The sequence below is a fragment of the Bradyrhizobium sp. HKCCYLRH2060 genome (assembly GCF_051168135.1).
Lineage (GTDB): Bacteria > Pseudomonadota > Alphaproteobacteria > Rhizobiales > Xanthobacteraceae > Bradyrhizobium.
The window spans coordinates 102,218-118,516 of sequence record NZ_JBNPUK010000019.1 but is presented as its reverse complement, the minus strand read 5'-3'; the positions used below and the strand labels follow the sequence as shown (position 1 = coordinate 118,516).

15 protein-coding genes are annotated in these 16,299 nt (G+C 66.5%); 6 read left to right on the top strand and 9 right to left on the bottom strand.

The genetic code is table 11. The annotated features are described in order from the left end of the window. Window positions 1-19: 19 nt before the first annotated feature. Window positions 20-781, bottom strand: a complete 762-nt coding sequence (locus ACQR10_RS28700; RefSeq protein ID WP_316218463.1) for an SDR family NAD(P)-dependent oxidoreductase — start codon at window positions 779-781, stop codon at window positions 20-22. Between the two features lie 170 nt (window positions 782-951). On the opposite strand from ACQR10_RS28700, the gene ACQR10_RS28695 reads away from it, so the two are divergent. The 5 genes from ACQR10_RS28695 to ACQR10_RS28675 are packed head-to-tail and all read left to right on the top strand — an operon-like array spanning window position 952 to window position 6,680. Next, window positions 952-1,782 carry an alpha/beta fold hydrolase gene (locus ACQR10_RS28695; RefSeq protein WP_316218451.1) on the top strand — a complete coding sequence of 277 codons (831 nt, stop codon included), beginning with the start codon at window positions 952-954 and terminating at the stop codon, window positions 1,780-1,782. Continuing rightward, window positions 1,779-3,065, top strand: a complete 1,287-nt coding sequence (locus ACQR10_RS28690; RefSeq protein WP_316183224.1) for an acyl-CoA dehydrogenase family protein — start codon at window positions 1,779-1,781, stop codon at window positions 3,063-3,065. The genes ACQR10_RS28695 and ACQR10_RS28690 overlap by 4 nt, the downstream gene beginning before the upstream one ends. A gap of 2 nt (window positions 3,066-3,067) precedes the next feature. Continuing rightward, complete coding sequence (locus ACQR10_RS28685) at window positions 3,068-4,606, top strand: class I adenylate-forming enzyme family protein (RefSeq protein WP_316218450.1); 1,539 nt, start codon at window positions 3,068-3,070, stop codon at window positions 4,604-4,606. Beyond that, entirely contained in the window at window positions 4,603-5,697 is a 1,095-nt protein-coding gene (locus tag ACQR10_RS28680; RefSeq protein ID WP_316218449.1) for an NAD/NADP-dependent octopine/nopaline dehydrogenase family protein, read from the top strand. The genes ACQR10_RS28685 and ACQR10_RS28680 overlap by 4 nt, the downstream gene beginning before the upstream one ends. Continuing rightward, a complete protein-coding gene (locus ACQR10_RS28675; RefSeq protein WP_316218448.1) occupies window positions 5,694-6,680 on the top strand; it encodes a 3-hydroxybutyryl-CoA dehydrogenase in 987 nt (328 codons plus the stop codon). Before ACQR10_RS28680 ends, ACQR10_RS28675 begins: the two co-directional genes overlap by 4 nt. An 854-nt stretch (window positions 6,681-7,534) precedes the next feature. Here the strand turns inward: ACQR10_RS28675 and ACQR10_RS28670 are convergent. The 6 genes from ACQR10_RS28670 to ACQR10_RS28645 all read right to left on the bottom strand — a co-directional run bounded on the left by ACQR10_RS28670 (window position 7,535) and on the right by ACQR10_RS28645 (window position 13,802). After that, the gene (locus tag ACQR10_RS28670) at window positions 7,535-8,581 is read right to left on the bottom strand and encodes a peptidase M29 (RefSeq protein WP_316218447.1); all 1,047 of its coding nucleotides are present in this window, start codon (window positions 8,579-8,581) and stop codon (window positions 7,535-7,537) included. A gap of 32 nt (window positions 8,582-8,613) precedes the next feature. Then, a complete protein-coding gene (locus tag ACQR10_RS28665) occupies window positions 8,614-9,375 on the bottom strand; it encodes an ABC transporter permease (RefSeq protein WP_315812699.1) in 762 nt (253 codons plus the stop codon). Next, window positions 9,372-10,148 carry an ABC transporter permease gene (locus ACQR10_RS28660; protein WP_315802409.1) on the bottom strand — a complete coding sequence of 259 codons (777 nt, stop codon included), beginning with the start codon at window positions 10,146-10,148 and terminating at the stop codon, window positions 9,372-9,374. Before ACQR10_RS28660 ends, ACQR10_RS28665 begins: the two co-directional genes overlap by 4 nt. Beyond that, window positions 10,145-10,990, bottom strand: a complete 846-nt coding sequence (locus tag ACQR10_RS28655; RefSeq protein WP_316218446.1) for an ABC transporter ATP-binding protein — start codon at window positions 10,988-10,990, stop codon at window positions 10,145-10,147. The genes ACQR10_RS28660 and ACQR10_RS28655 overlap by 4 nt, the downstream gene beginning before the upstream one ends. 105 nt (window positions 10,991-11,095) lie before the next feature. After that, window positions 11,096-12,802, bottom strand: coding sequence for a dihydroxy-acid dehydratase (gene ilvD / locus ACQR10_RS28650; RefSeq protein ID WP_316218445.1), 1,707 nt, complete (start codon window positions 12,800-12,802; stop codon window positions 11,096-11,098). 22 nt (window positions 12,803-12,824) lie between these two features. Further along, a complete protein-coding gene (locus ACQR10_RS28645) occupies window positions 12,825-13,802 on the bottom strand; it encodes an ABC transporter substrate-binding protein (protein ID WP_316218444.1) in 978 nt (325 codons plus the stop codon). A 289-nt stretch (window positions 13,803-14,091) separates the two neighbouring features. On the opposite strand from ACQR10_RS28645, the gene ACQR10_RS28640 reads away from it, so the two are divergent. Continuing rightward, a complete protein-coding gene (locus tag ACQR10_RS28640; protein WP_316218443.1) occupies window positions 14,092-14,442 on the top strand; it encodes a RidA family protein in 351 nt (116 codons plus the stop codon). A gap of 119 nt (window positions 14,443-14,561) precedes the next feature. On the opposite strand, the gene ACQR10_RS28635 is transcribed toward ACQR10_RS28640, so the two are convergent. Together ACQR10_RS28635 and ACQR10_RS28630 are read right to left on the bottom strand one after the other, a co-directional pair. Continuing rightward, on the bottom strand, window positions 14,562-14,798 hold the full coding sequence (locus ACQR10_RS28635; RefSeq protein WP_316218442.1) for a hypothetical protein: 237 nt from the start codon (window positions 14,796-14,798) through the stop codon (window positions 14,562-14,564). Window positions 14,799-14,911: 113 nt separating this feature from the next. Next, window positions 14,912-16,288, bottom strand: coding sequence for a sigma-54-dependent transcriptional regulator (locus ACQR10_RS28630; protein ID WP_316218441.1), 1,377 nt, complete (start codon window positions 16,286-16,288; stop codon window positions 14,912-14,914). Between the last annotated feature and the right edge of the window lie 11 nt (window positions 16,289-16,299).

Here is a 16,299-nt window from a genome sequence, read left to right as displayed (position 1 = left end):
TAGGCCAGGGCGCTGCGGCTCACACTTCGCCGCCGGCAACCGCGATCGCCTGCCCCGTGATCGCACCGGCACCGCTGCCGCACAGCCACAGCACAGTGTCGGCAACCTCCTGCGGCATGATGAGACGCCCCTGCGGATTGTGCTTGGCAAGCTCGGCGATCGCTTGGTCCCGGCTGCGGCCGGTCTTTTTCATGATGTTGTCGACGCTTTCCGCGACAAGATCGGTATCGGTAAAGCCGGGACACACGGCATTGACCGTGACGCGCGTCGCGGCCAGCTCCAGCGCCAGCGATCGCGTGAGGCCGACGACCGCATGCTTGGCCGCGGTGTACGCGCTGACATAGGGATAGCCCTTGAGGCCCGCGGTAGACGCCACTGCGACAATCCTGCCATAGGGCCTGCCCTTCATTGCCGGCAGCACCGCCTGCACGGCGTGTACGACGCCCATGAAGTTGATGTCCATCATGCGGTGGAACAACGCGGTGTCGGATTTCAGGAACGGCGCCGATTCTGCGCTTCCCGCATTGGCGACCAGAATGTCGATCGGCTGATGCGCGGCGGCGCATGCGGCTGCGGCATTGAGCGCCGCCGGATCGGCAACATCGGCGATTGCGGCATGATCTGCGCATCCGGCCGCGATCGCCTCATCGAGCGTTGCGCGGTTGCGACCGACGATCGTCACGGTTGCGCCCGCAAGCTTCAAGGCGCGCGCGATTTCGCGGCCAATGCCGCGCCCGCCCCCGGTCACCATCGCATGCGCGGCTTGCGGAAGTCCGGACATGCGTGCGCCTCCTCTGATTTCGTTGGCTCGTCTCGACGGAGAAGTTATTTTAAACTTCAAATTTTTGCAACAACACGCCGGAAGCGGCTTGACACCTCGTTTACCGCGACTAGCGTTCAAGGGCCTGGAGCGAGCAACGTAGCGGCCTCGGGCATATCTCGGAGGTCTGCGTGCCTGCGTCGCAAATCGTTACCACGAAGGACGGCCGCTTCGGCTACGAGGCATCGGGGACGCCCGAGCAACAGAGCGTTGTGTTCCTGCACGGCATCGGTGGCGCCGCGCGCGCCTGGCGTGGTCAGCTCGATTATTTCGGCGAGCGCTGCCATGCGGTGGCCTGGGACATGCCGGGCTATGGCCGATCCGCCCGGCTCGACATGGTCAGCATCACCACGCTCGCCGCTGCGCTCCAAGACTTCCTGATTCAGATCGGCGCCAAGCAGCCGATCCTCGTTGGTCATTCCATCGGCGGAATGATCGTACAGGAATGGTTGACGATGCATCCACAGGCCGCGTCGGCCGTGGTGTTGGCTCAGACCAGCCCGGCCTTCGGCAAGGCCGACGGCGACTGGCAGAAATCGTTCATCGAGGCGCGCCTCGGCCCGCTGGATCGCGGAGCGACGATGGCGTCATTGGCGTCGGGCCTGGTCGAGGAGTTGGTCGGCGACGATCCCGATCCGCACGGCCTTGAAATTGCAACCTCCTGCATGGCCGGCGTGCCCGAGGCAAGCTATCGCTCGAGCATGCTGGCCCTGCTCGGTTTCGACCGGCGACAAGCCTTGAGGGACATCAAGGTGCCGACGCTGGTGCTCTCGGGATCGAAGGATCGCAACGCACCGGCGCCGATGATGGAGAAGATGGCAAGCTTCATTCCCGCGTCGAGCTACGTCGAGATCCAAGGCGCCGGCCATCTCGTCAATCTCGAACGGCCCGGCGAATTCAACACTGCGCTCGACGCCTTTCTGAGGGCGCACGCGACAACGACGGCAGCGGAGGCACAATGACCATTCAGGTCCAGAAGACGGCGACGGCATCCCGTGAGGCACTCGACGCCCCGATGTTCGATCCGGCCGCGTACCGGCTGACCGCTGAGCAGGCCGACATCATCACTCGCGCTCGGCAACTCGGACAGAGCGTGCTGGCGGGCCGCGCCGCGACCTGGGATCGCGAGGCGAGCTTTCCGACTGAGAACTACAAGGACCTGCATCGCGCCGGCCTGCTCGGCATCTCCGTTCCCAAGGCTCTCGGCGGCCTCGGCGCCGGCTACCAGACCTATGCACTCACCGCCGCCGAGATCGGCCGCTATTGCGGCGCGACCGCGCTGACCTGGAACATGCACGTTTGCTCGACCTTATGGTCCGGACCGCTCGCCGACGACCTCGACATGGAGGACGACGTCCGCGCCGAGCATGAGCGGCGGCGCGCGATCCACTACAAGCGCATCGTCGAGGACGGCGCGATCTACTCGCAACCGTTCTCGGAAGGCGGCGCAGCCGCGGCGGGCGGCGTCGCCTTCGGCACCGAGGCCAAGCCGGTCAATGGCGGCTGGCTGATCAACGGCAAGAAGATCTTCGCCTCGCTTGCCGGACACGCGGATTATTATGGTGTGCTATGCACCGAGGTCAGCGAGGGCGAGAAGGCGTCCCGCCGCAACACGCTCTATCTCGCGGTGCCGGCGAAAACGGAGGGCGTCTCCGTCGTCGGCGACTGGGATCCGCTGGGCATGCGCGGCACGGTGTCACGCACGCTGCTGTTCAAGGATGTCTTCGTCGCGGAAGACGCCGCCTTGATGCCGCGCGGCGTCTACTTCCAGGCGGCCATGCGCTGGCCGCACATGTTCATGACGCTGTCGCCGACCTATATGGGCCTGGCGCAAGCGTCCTATGACTTCACCGTCAAATATCTGCGCGGCGAGGTGCCGGGCATGCCGCCGGTCAAGCGGCGGATGTATCCGACCAAGCAGATCGCGGTGGCGCAGATGCAGATCAAGCTGGAGCAGATCAAGGGCATCTGGTTCCAGGCGGTGACCGAGGCGCGCGCCAATCCGACCAAGGAGCAGGTGCTGCGCGCCTATGCGGCGCAATACTCGGTGATGGAGGGGGCCAATGACCTGGCGGCGCTCGCCATCCGCACCTGCGGCGGACAGTCGATGCTCAAGACGCTGCCGCTGGAGCGCATCTATCGCGACAGCCGTTGCGGCTCCCTGATGCTGCCCTGGACCGCCGAATTGTGCCTCGACCGCATCGGCCGCGAGGCACTGTACGAGCCCGGCGAGACGGACGACTGAGCGTGGACCTCTGCAACCTGATCGAGCGCAATGCGGCGTTCACGCCGGACAAGCCGGCGATCCACTTCGAAGGCGTGACGCTGAGTTATGCCGATTTCAGCGCGCGCATCGCTCTGACGGCGCGGGCGCTGAAATCGGAGTTCGGCGTCGGGCGCGGCGACCGCGTCGCGATCCTGAGTCTCAACCGGCCGGACTATCTGGTCCTGCTCTATGCTTGCGCGCGGCTTGGCGCGATCCTGGTGCCGCTGAACTGGCGGCTTGCGGTGGCCGAGCAGGTCTTCATTCTTTCCGATGCCGCGGCCAAGGTGCTGGTGCTCGAGCAGGCGTTTGCGCCGGTGCTGCCGGCGCTAGCGGAGCAGCACCCGGAGACAGTGCCGGTCGGCATCGATTTCACGCCGGCTAACGGATTGCAGATCGACGATCTCCTAGCGCGTGGCCACGGCGACGATCGCAACCCGCACATCGATCTCTCCTGCCCGCTGCTGATCGTCTACACCTCGGGCACCACGGGCCGGCCGAAGGGCGCAGTGCTGCGGCAGGAGGCGCTGCTGTGGAACGGGGTGATGAGCCAGCACATGCATGGCCTGACCTCCGACGATCACGTGCTGACGGTGCTGCCGCTGTTCCATGTCGGCGGCCTCAACATCCAGACCACGCCGGCGCTGCATCACGGCGCCACCGTCACGCTGCACGCCCGCTTCACCCCGGATTCGACGCTGGCCGCGATCGTCAACGACCGGCCGACATTGACCGTGCTGGTGCCTGCAACGATCCAGGCCGTCACCGAGCATCCGGGCTGGGCCGCCGCGAACCTGTCGTCGCTCAAGGCCGTCGCCACCGGCTCGAGCATCGTGCCGCCGGCGCTGATCGCGCGTATCACGGCGCGCGGTGTGCCGGTACTGCAGGTCTATGGCTCGACCGAGACCTGTCCGATCGCGGTCTACACGCGGCTCGGCGGCAACCTCTCGCGCGCAGGCTCGACCGGCCTGCCCGGGCTGTGCTGCGAGGCCAAGATCATCGACAAAGACGGCGACGAACTTCCGGCGGGCAAAGCGGGCGAGATCGCCGTGCGCGGGCCCAATCTGTTCTTCGAATATTGGGGCAACGCCAAAGCCACGCAGCAGGCGATCCATGACGGCTGGTACCGCACCGGCGACATCGCCCAGCGCGATGCGGAGGGGTACTTCTTCGTGCTCGAGCGCAAGAACAACATGATCATTTCGGGCGGCGAGAACGTCTATCCGGCCGAGATCGAGCGCGTGCTCAGCGAGCATCCCGACGTCATCGACTGCGGCGTGATCGGCCGGCCCGATCCGCGCTGGGACGAGGTGCCGGTCGCCTTCGTGGTCAAGCGCCAGGGCTGCGCGCTTGAGGCCGAGACCCTGCGCGCGCATCTGCAGTCGCAGCTCGCGCGCTTCAAGGTGCCGCGGGACATCGTTTTCGTCGACGACCTGCCGCGCACCGCGCTCGGCAAGGTGCAGCACCATCTGCTGCGCCAGATCGATGACCCCGAAATAAGCGAGACGGAGACGCGCTCTTGAAAATTGCAGTGCTCGGCGGCGGCAACGGCTCCTTTGCAGCGGCAGGCGATTTCGCGCTCGGAGGTCACGAGGTCCGGCTGTGGCGCCGCGATGCGGACGCTGTCGCGCAGCATCGAGCGGCGGGCTCGACGATCGTCGTCAAGGACGTCAATGGCCGGCATGAGGCCAGGCTCGCGCTGGTCACGACCGACATCGGCGAGGCCGTCCATGGTGCCGAGCTGATCCTCTGCCCGGCGCCGGCCTTCGCACAGGCCGACATCGCGCGCCGTCTGGCGCCGCATCTGACCGACGGCCAGGTCGTATTCCTGCCGCCGGCGACCTTCGGCACCATGATCTTCGCGGCGGCCGCACGCGACGCCGGCAACAAAGCCAGTGTCAGCTACGCCGAGACCGGCACCCTGCCCTGGCTGACCCGCAAGCATGGCCCGTTCGAAGTGGCGATCACCATCCGCGCCAAGCGGCTGCCCGTCGGCGTGTTTCCTCTCAGGACGGCGGACCGCGCTCTCGCGGTGATCGGCCGCGCCTTCCCCGGCGTGATCGAGCCGTGCGGCGATGCGCTGTCGGGCGCGCTGATGAATGCCGGCTGCATCATCCATCCGCCGCTGATCGTGATGAATGCAGGGCCGATCGAGCATTTCGAGCGCTGGGACATCCACAAGGAGGGCACGCAGCCGTCGATCCGCCGCGTCACCGATGCGCTCGATGCGGAGCGGATCGCGGTGCGCGAAGCGCTCGGCTACGGCGCGCCGCATTTTCCGCTGGCGCATCACTACGCCAAGGAGGGCGAGATCTGGATGTATGGCCGCGGCTCGCACGATCGGCTCACCGATTCCGGCGACTGGCGCGAGCAGCTGGTGCTGACGCAGCACCGCTACATGCGCGAGGATCTCCGGCTCGGCCTGTCGTTCCTGATCTCGGCGGCCGAGCTGAGCGGCACGCCTGTGCCGCTTGCCCGCGCTTTCCTTGCCATCGGCGGCGCGATCTGCGGCGAGGATTTCTGGGCGACGGGACGCACGCTCGCCAGCCTCGGCCTCAGCGGTCTCGATCGAACCGCCCTGCAGGCGCTGTTGCGCGACGGGTTCGCGGCATGAGCACGCGCGGTCATATTGCCTGCCTCGGCGCCGGCCGCATGGGGCGCGGCATCGCGGTGGCTTTCGCCTATGCCGGCCATCCCGTGACGATGATCGACATCAAGGCGCGCACGGCGGCCGAGTTCGACAGGCTGCAGCGCGAGGCCCTCGGCGAGATCAGCGCGACGTTCGCGACCTTGGCGCGGCTCGGGATGCTGCAGACCGCGGATGCCGACAGACTGATGGCGAAGATCAGCGTGGCTCCGGCCGACGCGAGCAGCGACGTGCTGGCGCAGACCACGCTCGTCTTCGAAGGCGTGCCGGAGATCGTCGACCTCAAGCGCGAGGTGTTGGCCGCGGCGTCGCGCGCGGTCGCGCCGGACGTCATCATCGCCTCGACGACGTCGACCATCCTGGTCGATGATCTCTCCGGTGCGATCGAGCGGCCCGAGCGATTTCTCAATGCCCATTGGCTCAACCCGGCCTATCTGATCCCGCTGGTCGAGATCTCGCCGGGCAAGGCCACAGATCCCGACGTCACGGCGCGGCTGAAGGCTCTGCTGGAAGACATCGGCAAGGTGCCGGTGGTCTGCGCGGCGACGCCGGGCTTCATCGTGCCGCGCATCCAGGCGCTCGCCATGAACGAGGCGGCGCGCATGGTCGGCGAAGGCGTCGCCAGCGCCGAGGAGATCGACAAGGCGATCCGCTACGGCTTCGGCTTCCGCTACGCCGTGCTCGGCCTGCTTGAATTCATCGACTGGGGCGGCGGCGACATCCTGTATTACGCCAGCCGCTATCTCGAAGGTGCGCTGGGCAGCGACCGCTACCGCGCGCCCGAGGTGATCGAGCGCAACATGGCGGAGGGCCGCATCGGCCTGCGTACCGGTTCGGGCTTCCTCGACTATTCCGGGATGGATGTCGCCGCCTATCGCGAGCACCGGCTGGGAGCGCTGGTCGACATGCTCAGGCATTTCAAACTGGCCCGGCCACCGGTGGTGGATTGAGCGCGGCGAGTGCACGTGAATGCGCCCTCTCCCTTTGCGGGAGAGGGCATGTAGGACAGTGCGGCGAGCTCGGTTGGGTGAGGGGTATGTTTCCACGAGCTTTGCTCGCTGAGAGATACCCCTCACCCAATCGAGTGCGAGGATGGGCCGGCGATGCCCTCTCCCGCAAGGGGAGAGGACGCTGTATCGCGCAGCGAGGCGATGGGTGCGGTCGGATTCACGGTTCAAACAGCGATCGGCATGAGGGCGCAGTCTCGCGGCACATCATGCCCGAGGTATGCGATGAGTTCGTCCCTCTGGGAATGCAGAGGGCGCAGGGAATGCCGGGTGAAGGCCTCACCCATGGCCCGCCTGCGAAAAAAATGCAGGCGGCAGGTACCACAGGCAAAGCCGAACACGCCGGCATTCCCTGCGCGATGGGTCTAACGCTTATACGCAGTCTCCCTGGTGCGCCGGGCTTGTTGGCCACCATCACCGCGCGGCACTGAGGCCGACGCGACTTGATACCAGCGTCGGGGTATCAGGACGCTGCGACTTCACGTCCGCGACAGATCGTTCGTCCGCGTCCTCGTAAGAAGACGCTGCGATCTCTCGCGGCCATCGCATCCCCACCTCGCGTGTCGTGACGATCGCGCGCAACGCCCCTCCGCAGTGAGGCGGGATGCAGAGAGAAAACCACGATTTCCGAAAAATAGCAAGTGATTTATTTTTTTCTGAATTCGCTCAGGTTCGGCATCGTCATCGATACGCCTCGTCGTGTTGGGCGACCTGCCGCCGCGACCAAGGTGCGCTCCCCCCTTGCGGGGAGGGGAGCACCCCGTTGTCGGGGCGATCGCTTGAATACGCCAAGGAGTTTACCCGAACACGTCCTGCAGCACGCCATCCTTGATCACGGCGACCCCGTCCAGCTCGATCGTGGTGCCCATCATCGGCAGGTCGAAATGACCCGCCGTGTAACGGCCGGCGAATTCGTTGGCGCCGGTGGAGAACAGGAAGTTGCCGGGGACGGCGCGCAGTTCGGTGCCGTTGGTGTCGCGCTGGTCGTACATGGTCAGCGCCTCGTAGCGCGCGCCGGGGTTCATGCCCCAGCCGACATGCGACACCGCATAGGCCTCGCGGTCGCCCCAGGAGGCGAGATAGGCGCGCATCATCGCGGCGTCGGCGCCCTCGCCTGCCAGGTCCGTGATGTAGTCGTCGCGCATGGTCATCGTGACGGGCGAGCTCAGATAGCGCTTGAAGGTGAGGTTGATGTCGCCGGGCGCCATGACGATGGTGCCGTTGACCGATTTGCTCCTGGGGAAGCTGACGACGATGCCGCCCGGCCAGTGCGCCAGCGTGCCGGGACGATCGGTCCAGCCCCAGACGCCGACGGTGGAGGCGCCCTCCATGACGACGTCGAGATCGGTGCCGGCCTTCGAGGTCACGCGCATGCGCTTCGTGCCGCGCAGCATCTTGGCGGCGGCCCGCACGCGCTTCTCCAGCGCCGCATCGGGCCGCATGCGCTCCAGCGCTTCCGGATGCTCGTTGGAGATCACCAGGATGCGCGCGCCGGCCTTGAGGATCTCGGGCGTTTCCACTGCATGCATCAGACCCTCGATGGTGCAGTCGACGACGAAGCCGGCCTGCTGCAAGGCCGTCACGACGGGCCCGAGCTTGCCGATCGCCTCCGACGCGCCGGTCGAGCGCACCGGGACCGGATGGGGGTTGCGCGGCGTCGGCACCACCACATGAAAGGGACGCGCGCCCATGCGCAACAGCGCCAGCTCCGCGATGTGCACGTTAAGCGCGCGCGACTGCGTCTCCGACAGGATGGCGGCGGTGTCCCCGGCCTTCACCGCGCAGCGCTCGAAGATCTCGCAGAATGCGTCGATCCATTTCGCCTCGATGCGATCCGCCAGCATGGTCGTTCTCCCGATTCTTGTCGTTGTTTGTATCAGACCGAGGGGAAGCCGCGCAGCAGGTACGCGCGCAGGCCCTGCAGCAGGGCATTGAGAATGAGGCCGAGGAGCGAAATCGTGATCAGCGGCACGAACATGTCGACGGCCTGGAAGGTGCGCGCGGCGGTCACCAGCACATGGCCGAGCCCGTCGGTCGAGGTGATCATCTCGGCCAGGAACACGACGATGCAGGAGATGACGAGGCCGATGCGGCAGCCGGTCAGGATCGACGGCATCGCCGCCGGCAGCACCACCTTCCACAGCACGTCGCGCGGCGGCGTCCCGGCGGCGAGTGCCGACCAGATCAGCTTCTGCTCGACCGTGGTGGCACCGTAGTAGGTCGACAGCAGGATCGGGAACAGCGCATCGGCCGCCACCAGCATGATCTTGGATTCGTGGCCGAAGCCGAGCAGCAGCAGGAAGGCCGGATAGAGCGCGACCTTCGGCAGCGGCGCCAGCACGCGCACGATCGGCTTGACGGCGGCGTTGACGGGCGGGCTCACCGCAGCGGCAATTCCCAGGGAAACACCGAGCACCACGGCGATCGCAAAGCCGGCGAACAGCCGGAACAGCGTCGCCACGATGTCCTGCTGGAAGGTGACGCTGGTGAGCTGCTGGCCCATGCGCAGGAACACCTGCCCCGGCGGCGGCAGCAGGGTCGGTGGCGCGTAGCCGAACGACACCAGCCCCTGCCACAGCAGCAGGACCAGCACGATCGGCGCGGCGCCCAGCAGGATGTCGTTGGAGGTGCGCGTCATGAGAAGCTCAGGGGCATGTCGAACTGCGGCTCGGACCAGCGCACCAGCCAGCGCCTGACGACCTCGAACGCCGCATCGAGGCAGATGCCCATGGCGCCGATGATGATGATCATCGCGAACACCGTGTCGTACTGGCCCATGTCGAGCGCGTTGAACAGGATGTTGCCGGCGCCGGACTGCCGCGCGATCATCTCGCTGGTGACCATCGTGATCAGCGCCAGCACCAGGCCGGTCCGACAGCCGGTCAGGATCTCCGGCAAGGCTGCCGGCAGGACAATGCGCAGCAGACGCTCGGCCGGCGACAGACCCATCGCCGCTCCCGACCACAGCATCTTCTCCTCGACCGCCTTGGCGCCCTCGAAGCTGTGGTAGATCACCGGAAGGCTGACGCCGAGGAAGATCACCAGCGTCTTGGAAATGTCGCCGACGCCGAGCCACAGCATGATGATCGGCATCAGCGCCGCCTTCGGCACCGGGTAGATCAGCATCAGCAGCGGATTGAAGAAGGCGGCGGTCGACCGGCTGCGCCCCATCAGCAACCCGAGCGGAATCGAGAAGGCGAGCGCCAGCGCGAAGCCGATCGCCATCCGCCGCAGCGAGGCCAGGATGTTGATCAGGGATTCCTTGTCGGTGAGGATCGGCGGGATCGCGCGCAGCGATTCCAGCGCGGTCGGGAAGCTGTCGTTCTTCAGCCCGAGCGAGGCGAGCTGCCAGGCCAGGAGCAGACCGCAGCAAGCCAGCACCGGCGCGAGCGGCTTCGACAGGCCATTCATGACGGCAGCTCGTTGTCACCGGAATCGTCGAACATGCGCTCGATGTCGACGATGTATTTCTGATAGCGCGGGTCCAGCAGCAGCTCCTCGCGGCGGCGCGGCCGGGGCAGATCGATGTCGATCACCTCGCGGATGCGGCCGGGCGAGCGCGACATCATCACGACCTTGTCGGACAGGAACACGGCTTCCTCGACCGAGTGGGTCACGAACAGCACCGTCTTGCGGTCGCGCTCCCAGATGTCGAGCAGGTCGTTCTGCAGCCGCGTGCGCGTGTGCGCGTCGAGTGCGCCGAACGGCTCGTCCATCAGCAGCACCTCCGGCCCGTAGGCCAGCGTGCGCGCCAGCGCGACGCGCTGCTTCATGCCGCCGGAGAGCTCCTTGGGATAGAATTTTTCGAAGCCGGTGAGGCCGACCATGGCGAGCAACGTCCGCGCGAGCGCCTCGGCCTTCGCCGGCTTCTTGCCCTGCTGCAGCGGGCCATACATGACGTTGCCGAGCACGCTCTTCCAGGGGAACAGCGCGAACTCCTGGAACACCGGGCCGCGATCGGGGCCGGGACCGGTGATCGGCTTGCCCTTCATCTTCGCGGTGCCGCCGGTCGGGCTGACGAAGCCACCGACGATGTAGAGCAAGGTCGACTTGCCGCAGCCGGAGGGCCCGAGGATCGAGACGAAGGCGCCCTCGCCCACCGTCAGCGAAATGTCCGACAGCGCGGTGTGGTCGCGGCGCGACGAGGTCTTGAACACCTGCGACACGTGATCGATCTCGATGATCGGCGTGGCCGCGCGGCGGCCGAGCGGCGTGCCCGCAAGCTGGCCGGGTCGGATCGGGGTCACGCCCATGTCGGCTTCTCTTTCCGATGCAGCACGCTCAAACGCTCCGTGAAATCAGGCAAGACGGACTGCCGCAGATTAGCAAGAAACCTGCCAATCGTCGCCACGCGCGGATCATTCCCGGTCCTGATCGAACCAGGGCCATTCGGCCGGCCCCTCGTGAGTCACGGCGCCGAGCGGTGCCTGCCCAACGAGTTTCGCGTATTTCGCCAGTGCTCCTGCCCTGTGCCGCGGCGGGCGCTGCGACCACGCGCTGCGACGCGCGGCGAGCTCGCGCTCATCGAGCAGCACGTCGAGCGTGCGCGCCTTCGCATCGATGCGGATCGGATCGCCATCCTGCACCAGCGCCAGCGGACCGCCGACGAAGGCTTCCGGGGAGACGTAGCCGATGCACAGGCCACGGGTGGCTCCGGAGAAGCGGCCATCGGTGATCAGCGCGACCTTCTCGCCCATGCCCTGACCATAGATCAGCGCGGTGACACCGAGCATCTCGCGCATGCCGGGACCGCCGACCGGTCCTTCGTTGCGGATGATCAGCACCTCGCCGGCTTGATAGTTGCGCGCGCGCACGGCCGCGACGCAGGTCTCTTCGTCTTCGAACACCCGTGCACGGCCCTCGAACACCAGGTTCTTGAGGCCGGCAACCTTGATGACGGCGCCATCGGGCGCGAGGTTGCCCTTGAGCACGGCGACGCCACCGTCGGCCATGATCGGCCTGGCCGGGCTGAACACGATCTCGCCGTCCGGCGCGTTGGCCGCGCCGTATTCCTCGGCCAGCGTGCGGCCCGTCACCGTGAGGCAGGAGCCGTCGATGTGGCCGCTCTCGATCAGCGCGCGGATCACCACGGCGGCGCCGCCGATGTCGTAGACGTCCTTGGCGGTGTACTTGCCGCCCGGCCTGAGATTGCCGATCAGCGGCGTGCGCGCGAACACCTCGCCGACATCGTCGAGCGTGAAGCGGATGCCGGCCTCATTGGCGATCGCCGGCAGATGCAGCGCCGCGTTGGTGGAGCCGCCGGTCGCCGCGACGATCGCCGCGCCGTTCTCCAGCGCCTTCCGGGTCACGAGGTCGCGCGGCAGCGGGCCGCCACGCGCGAGCATCTGCATGATCAGGCGTCCGGCCTGCCGCGCCACGTGGGCGCGCTCGGCATAGACGCCGGGGATCATCGAGACGTTGGGCATCGACAGGCCCATTGCCTCCGACAGCATGCCCATGGTGTTGGCGGTAAATTGCCCGGCGCAGGCGCCGATCGTCGGCAGGCAGGACCGCTCGATGCCTTCGAGCGTCTGTGCATCGATCTCGCCGGTCATGTAGCTGCCGACGGCTTCATACGAATCGAGCACCGTCAGCGTCCTGCCCTGGTACTTGCCGGGCAGCGCGCTGCCGCCATAGATGAAGATCGAGGGCACGTTGCAGCGGACCATGCCCATCATCACGCCGGGCAAGGTCTTGTCGCAGCCGCCGAAGCCGATCAGCGCATCATAGGCGAGGCCGTGGACCACGGCCTCGATCGAATCGGCGATCAGCTCGCGCGAGAACAGAGAGAACTTCATTCCCTCGTGGTTCATGCTGATGCCGTCGGAGACCGAGACGGTGGCGAACTCGCGCGGCGTGCCGCCGGCTTCGGAGATTCCCGTCTTCGCCGCGTCGACCTGGAAGTCGTGCGTCATGTTGCAGGGCGTCTGCTCGCCCTTCTGGCTGACGACACCGATCATCGGCTTGGCGATGTCGGCGTCATCCAGCCCCATCGCGCGCATGAAGGCGCGGTGCGGAGCGCGGTCGAGCCCCTCCACCGTGACGCGCGAGCGCAGCTTCCTCATCGAGACAGGCTCCGCAGGCGTCCTACTGGATCGGCGCGACGATGGTGGGATGCTTGAACTGGGCGACGTCGAGCTTCGGCAGCATGCCGGTCTCGGCGTAGATGTCGAGCATCTTCTGGATCGCCGGGAAGTTCGGCGCAGCCACGGGGTCGCGGCCGAAATCGTTGTCTTTGAGCAGATAGGTGTCGATGACCGGCACCGGCACCTTCATGACTTCGGACACGACCTTCAGCGTCTCCTCGCGATTGGCGAGCGCCTTCTTCATGCCGGCGGTGATGTCGCGGACATAGGCCTTCACCAGATCCGGGTTCTTGTCGACGAAGTCGGCGCGGCAGGCTTCGAGGATGTGGACGATGTTCGGCATCGCCTCGGAGAGCTGGAACAGCTTGCGGGTGCCGCCCTTGGCCTCGGCGCGCGCCGCGAACGGCTGGTTCATGTTGACGGCGTCGACGCGGCCCTGGCGCAGCGCGTCCTCGGCGACTGCGAAGCCGACCTCGACCAGCTTGATGTCCTTGGCGGGATCGAGCCCGGCCTGCTTGAGCAGCAGGTTGAACGGTCCCTGCGTGCCGCCGCCGATCACGGAGATGCCGACGGTCTTGCCCTTGAGATCGGCGATGGTCTTGATCGGCGAATCGTCCTTGACCGCCCAGTAGACCGAGAAGCCGCCCGGCTTCTCATAGACGTGCTGCGCGACGATGTAGGCCTTGAGGCCGCCGCCGACGACGCCGTTCGCGAGTGACAGCGGCGCCTGCGTGGCGCAGTCGAGCGCGCCGGCGGCAAGCGCCTGCGTCATCGGTGCCGTCCCCTGGAACTGGGTCCATTCGATGTTGTAGGTCTTGCCGATATCCGGAAATTCGGTCGGCCGCTTCATCATCCAGTATTTGGATTCTTCCGCCGGGATGGTCCAGCCGACGCGGATCGTCTGCTGTGCGAATGTCGGCCCCACGCTCGTCACCAAAGCCATCGCCGCGAGTGCCGCCAGCATCGATCGTTTCCGCATCACGCCCCTCCGCATTTCAAAAAAGGAACCTCGAGGAGAATGTTTCATGTCTCAAATATCTGTGCAAGCGCGGAAAACGCTCCGCCTTTGCCTGCCCCATGGGCAAGCCCGCTTTGCAGCGCGACGCGGCGGGATCATCGTGAATTGCCGCGGTCCGTGTGTCGCGGCGCCGTCGACAACGCAAGGTCGCACGCGCCAAGATGGCGAGAGTGGCCGGTCAGCCGACTGGCGTTGCCGCGCCGCACGCGCTAGGGAGAGGCCCCGAATTGACCTTTTGAGGAGTTCTTCGATGTCGATCCAGCGTTTCGAAATTGGCCCGCGCATGAGCCAGGTCGTCGTTCACGGCAATACCGTCTATCTCGCCGGAGTCGTCGCGCAAAAGACGGCCGGTGAAAGCGTGACCAAGCAGACCGAGGAGATTCTCTCGATCATCGACGGCCACCTCGCCAAGGCCGGCACCGACAAGTCGAAGCTGTTGTCGGCGACGATCTACCTCACCGACATCAAGACGTTCGGCGAAATGAACGCCGTGTGGGATGGCTGGGTCTCGGCCGGCAATACCCCGGCTCGCGCCACTGTCGAGGCCGGACTTGCCGCGCCGCAATACACCGTCGAGATCATGGTGGTCGCGGCGAAGTAGGCGCTGGGTCGCCGCGCCCTAGATCATGATGCGATTCCGCGGAATCGCATCATGATCTTATCCTTTTGTTTGAGCATGATCTTTTCGGAAAACCGGCTTCCGCTTTTCCGGATCATGCCCTAGCCGGTGTCGCGGCGACCGGTGTTGCGATTGAGCGGATCACGCCGCTCGCGCCTGAGCCCTTCGGGAAGCACCGGCTCGGTGCCGGGCAAGGGCTCGGCCCGCACGTCGGCGCCCCACTGCTCCTGCTGGCGGGGCGTCGTTTCATCCTTGACCTGTTGCGGCTGCGGCAGACCGTCCTTGCTGACGGGGTCGTAGGCGCCGGAGCGCAGGTCGCGGGTGTCTCTGCCTGTCATGATGTTTCAACAAGCGTGCTGCGGCATTCGTTCCTGATCGCCGGCATGGAACGAGGCCTTCCTGCCTCAGGTGAGCGCAGTGGTCGGCGTCGACGGTGGCGATGCAGCCGCGGTCAGGACTGAGGCCGCGCCGGCGCGCCCTCGCGGATGCCGTCGACCTTGACGGCGAGCCGCTTGATCTTGTCGTAAAGCGTCTGCTTCGGAATGCTCAGCAGCGCCGCGGTCGCCGGCACGTCGCCGAGCTTGCGGCGCAACGCATCCTCGATGATCGAGCGCTCGATGTTCTCCAACTGCCGTGGCAGCGACAGCTCGGAGCCTGCGGCGCCCGAGCGGTCGAGGACCTTGCGGTCGAGCACACCGAGCACGAAGCGGTCGGCGACGTTGCGCAGCTCACGCACATTGCCCGGCCATGAGTAGCCGAGCAGCAGCGACATGGTCTGCTCGTTCACGATCGGCGCGTCGCGCTCGAACCGCTTGGCGGCCTCGAGAGTGAAGTGCTCGAACAGGATCGGGATGTCCTCGCGGCGTTCGCGCAACGGAGGCAGCTCGATGAAGGCGACGCCGAGACGATAATACAGGTCGGCGCGGAACAGCTTCTGCTCGCTGAGCTCGAACAGATTGGCCTTGCTGGCCGCCACCACGCGGCAATCCACCGCCACAGGCTTGTTGGAGCCGACGCGCTCGACCGAGCGGTCCTGCAACGCCCGCAGCAGCTTCACCTGCACGCTGAGCGGCATGCTCTCGATTTCGTCGAGGAACAGCGTGCCGCCATGGGCGTATTCGATCTTGCCGATCCGCTGCTTGGTCGCGCCGGTGAAGGCGCCGGCCTCGTGGCCGAACAATTCGCTCTCGACCAGCGACTCCGGCAGGCCGCCGCAATTCACCGCGACATAGTTGCCGCCGCGCCGGGCGCTGTGAGCGTGCAGGCAACGGGCGACGACGTCCTTGCCGGTGCCGGTCTCGCCATAGATCGTCACGTCGACATTGGTCGAGGCCAGATTGGCGACGAGGCGGCGCACCTCCTGGATCTGCGGCGAGCGCCCGAGCAGGCTCGCTTCGATGCCCTGGCGGTCGGCGAGCGCCGAGCGCAAGGTGCGGACTTCGAGCGTCAGGCGACGCTTGTCGAGCGCGCGGCGCACGACGGAGACGAGCTGCTCCGACGAACACGGCTTCTCGATGAAGTCGTAGGCGCCGTTGCGCATCGCGTCCACGGCCATCGAGATGTCGCCGTGGCCGGTGACCAGGATGACCGGCAGGTCGGGATCGAGCCGGTGCAGCTCGGACAGCCACTCGGTGCCGCTCTTGCCGCGCAGCCGCACGTCGGACACCACCACGAACGGCATGTCGGCGCGGACGATTGCGCCGGCGGCTTCGGCGGAGGCGAACGGCGTCACCGGGAGGCCGGCGAGCTGCAGCGCCTGGACGGCGCCGATGCGGACATCCTCGTCGTCCTCGACATAAATCACGCCGACCGGTTGCTCAGGAGTCATGCGGGGACCTC

Bases quoted from the DNA above. Each gene is read 5' to 3' on its own strand.
- ACQR10_RS28700 (WP_316218463.1), bottom strand. From the start codon at position 781: ATGTCCGGACTTCCGCAAGCCGCGCATGCGATGGTGACCGGGGGCGGG.
- ACQR10_RS28690 (WP_316183224.1), top strand. From the start codon at position 1,779: ATGACCATTCAGGTCCAGAAGACGGCGACGGCATCCCGTGAGGCACTC.
- ACQR10_RS28675 (WP_316218448.1), top strand. From the start codon at position 5,694: ATGAGCACGCGCGGTCATATTGCCTGCCTCGGCGCCGGCCGCATGGGG.
- ACQR10_RS28670 (WP_316218447.1), bottom strand. From the start codon at position 8,581: ATGCTGGCGGATCGCATCGAGGCGAAATGGATCGACGCATTCTGCGAG.
- ACQR10_RS28665 (WP_315812699.1), bottom strand. From the start codon at position 9,375: ATGACGCGCACCTCCAACGACATCCTGCTGGGCGCCGCGCCGATCGTG.
- ACQR10_RS28660 (WP_315802409.1), bottom strand. From the start codon at position 10,148: ATGAATGGCCTGTCGAAGCCGCTCGCGCCGGTGCTGGCTTGCTGCGGT.
- ACQR10_RS28655 (WP_316218446.1), bottom strand. From the start codon at position 10,990: ATGGGCGTGACCCCGATCCGACCCGGCCAGCTTGCGGGCACGCCGCTC.
- ilvD (WP_316218445.1), bottom strand. From the start codon at position 12,802: ATGAGGAAGCTGCGCTCGCGCGTCACGGTGGAGGGGCTCGACCGCGCT.
- ACQR10_RS28645 (WP_316218444.1), bottom strand. From the start codon at position 13,802: ATGCGGAAACGATCGATGCTGGCGGCACTCGCGGCGATGGCTTTGGTG.
- ACQR10_RS28640 (WP_316218443.1), top strand. From the start codon at position 14,092: ATGTCGATCCAGCGTTTCGAAATTGGCCCGCGCATGAGCCAGGTCGTC.
- ACQR10_RS28635 (WP_316218442.1), bottom strand. From the start codon at position 14,798: ATGACAGGCAGAGACACCCGCGACCTGCGCTCCGGCGCCTACGACCCC.
- ACQR10_RS28630 (WP_316218441.1), bottom strand. From the start codon at position 16,288: ATGACTCCTGAGCAACCGGTCGGCGTGATTTATGTCGAGGACGACGAG.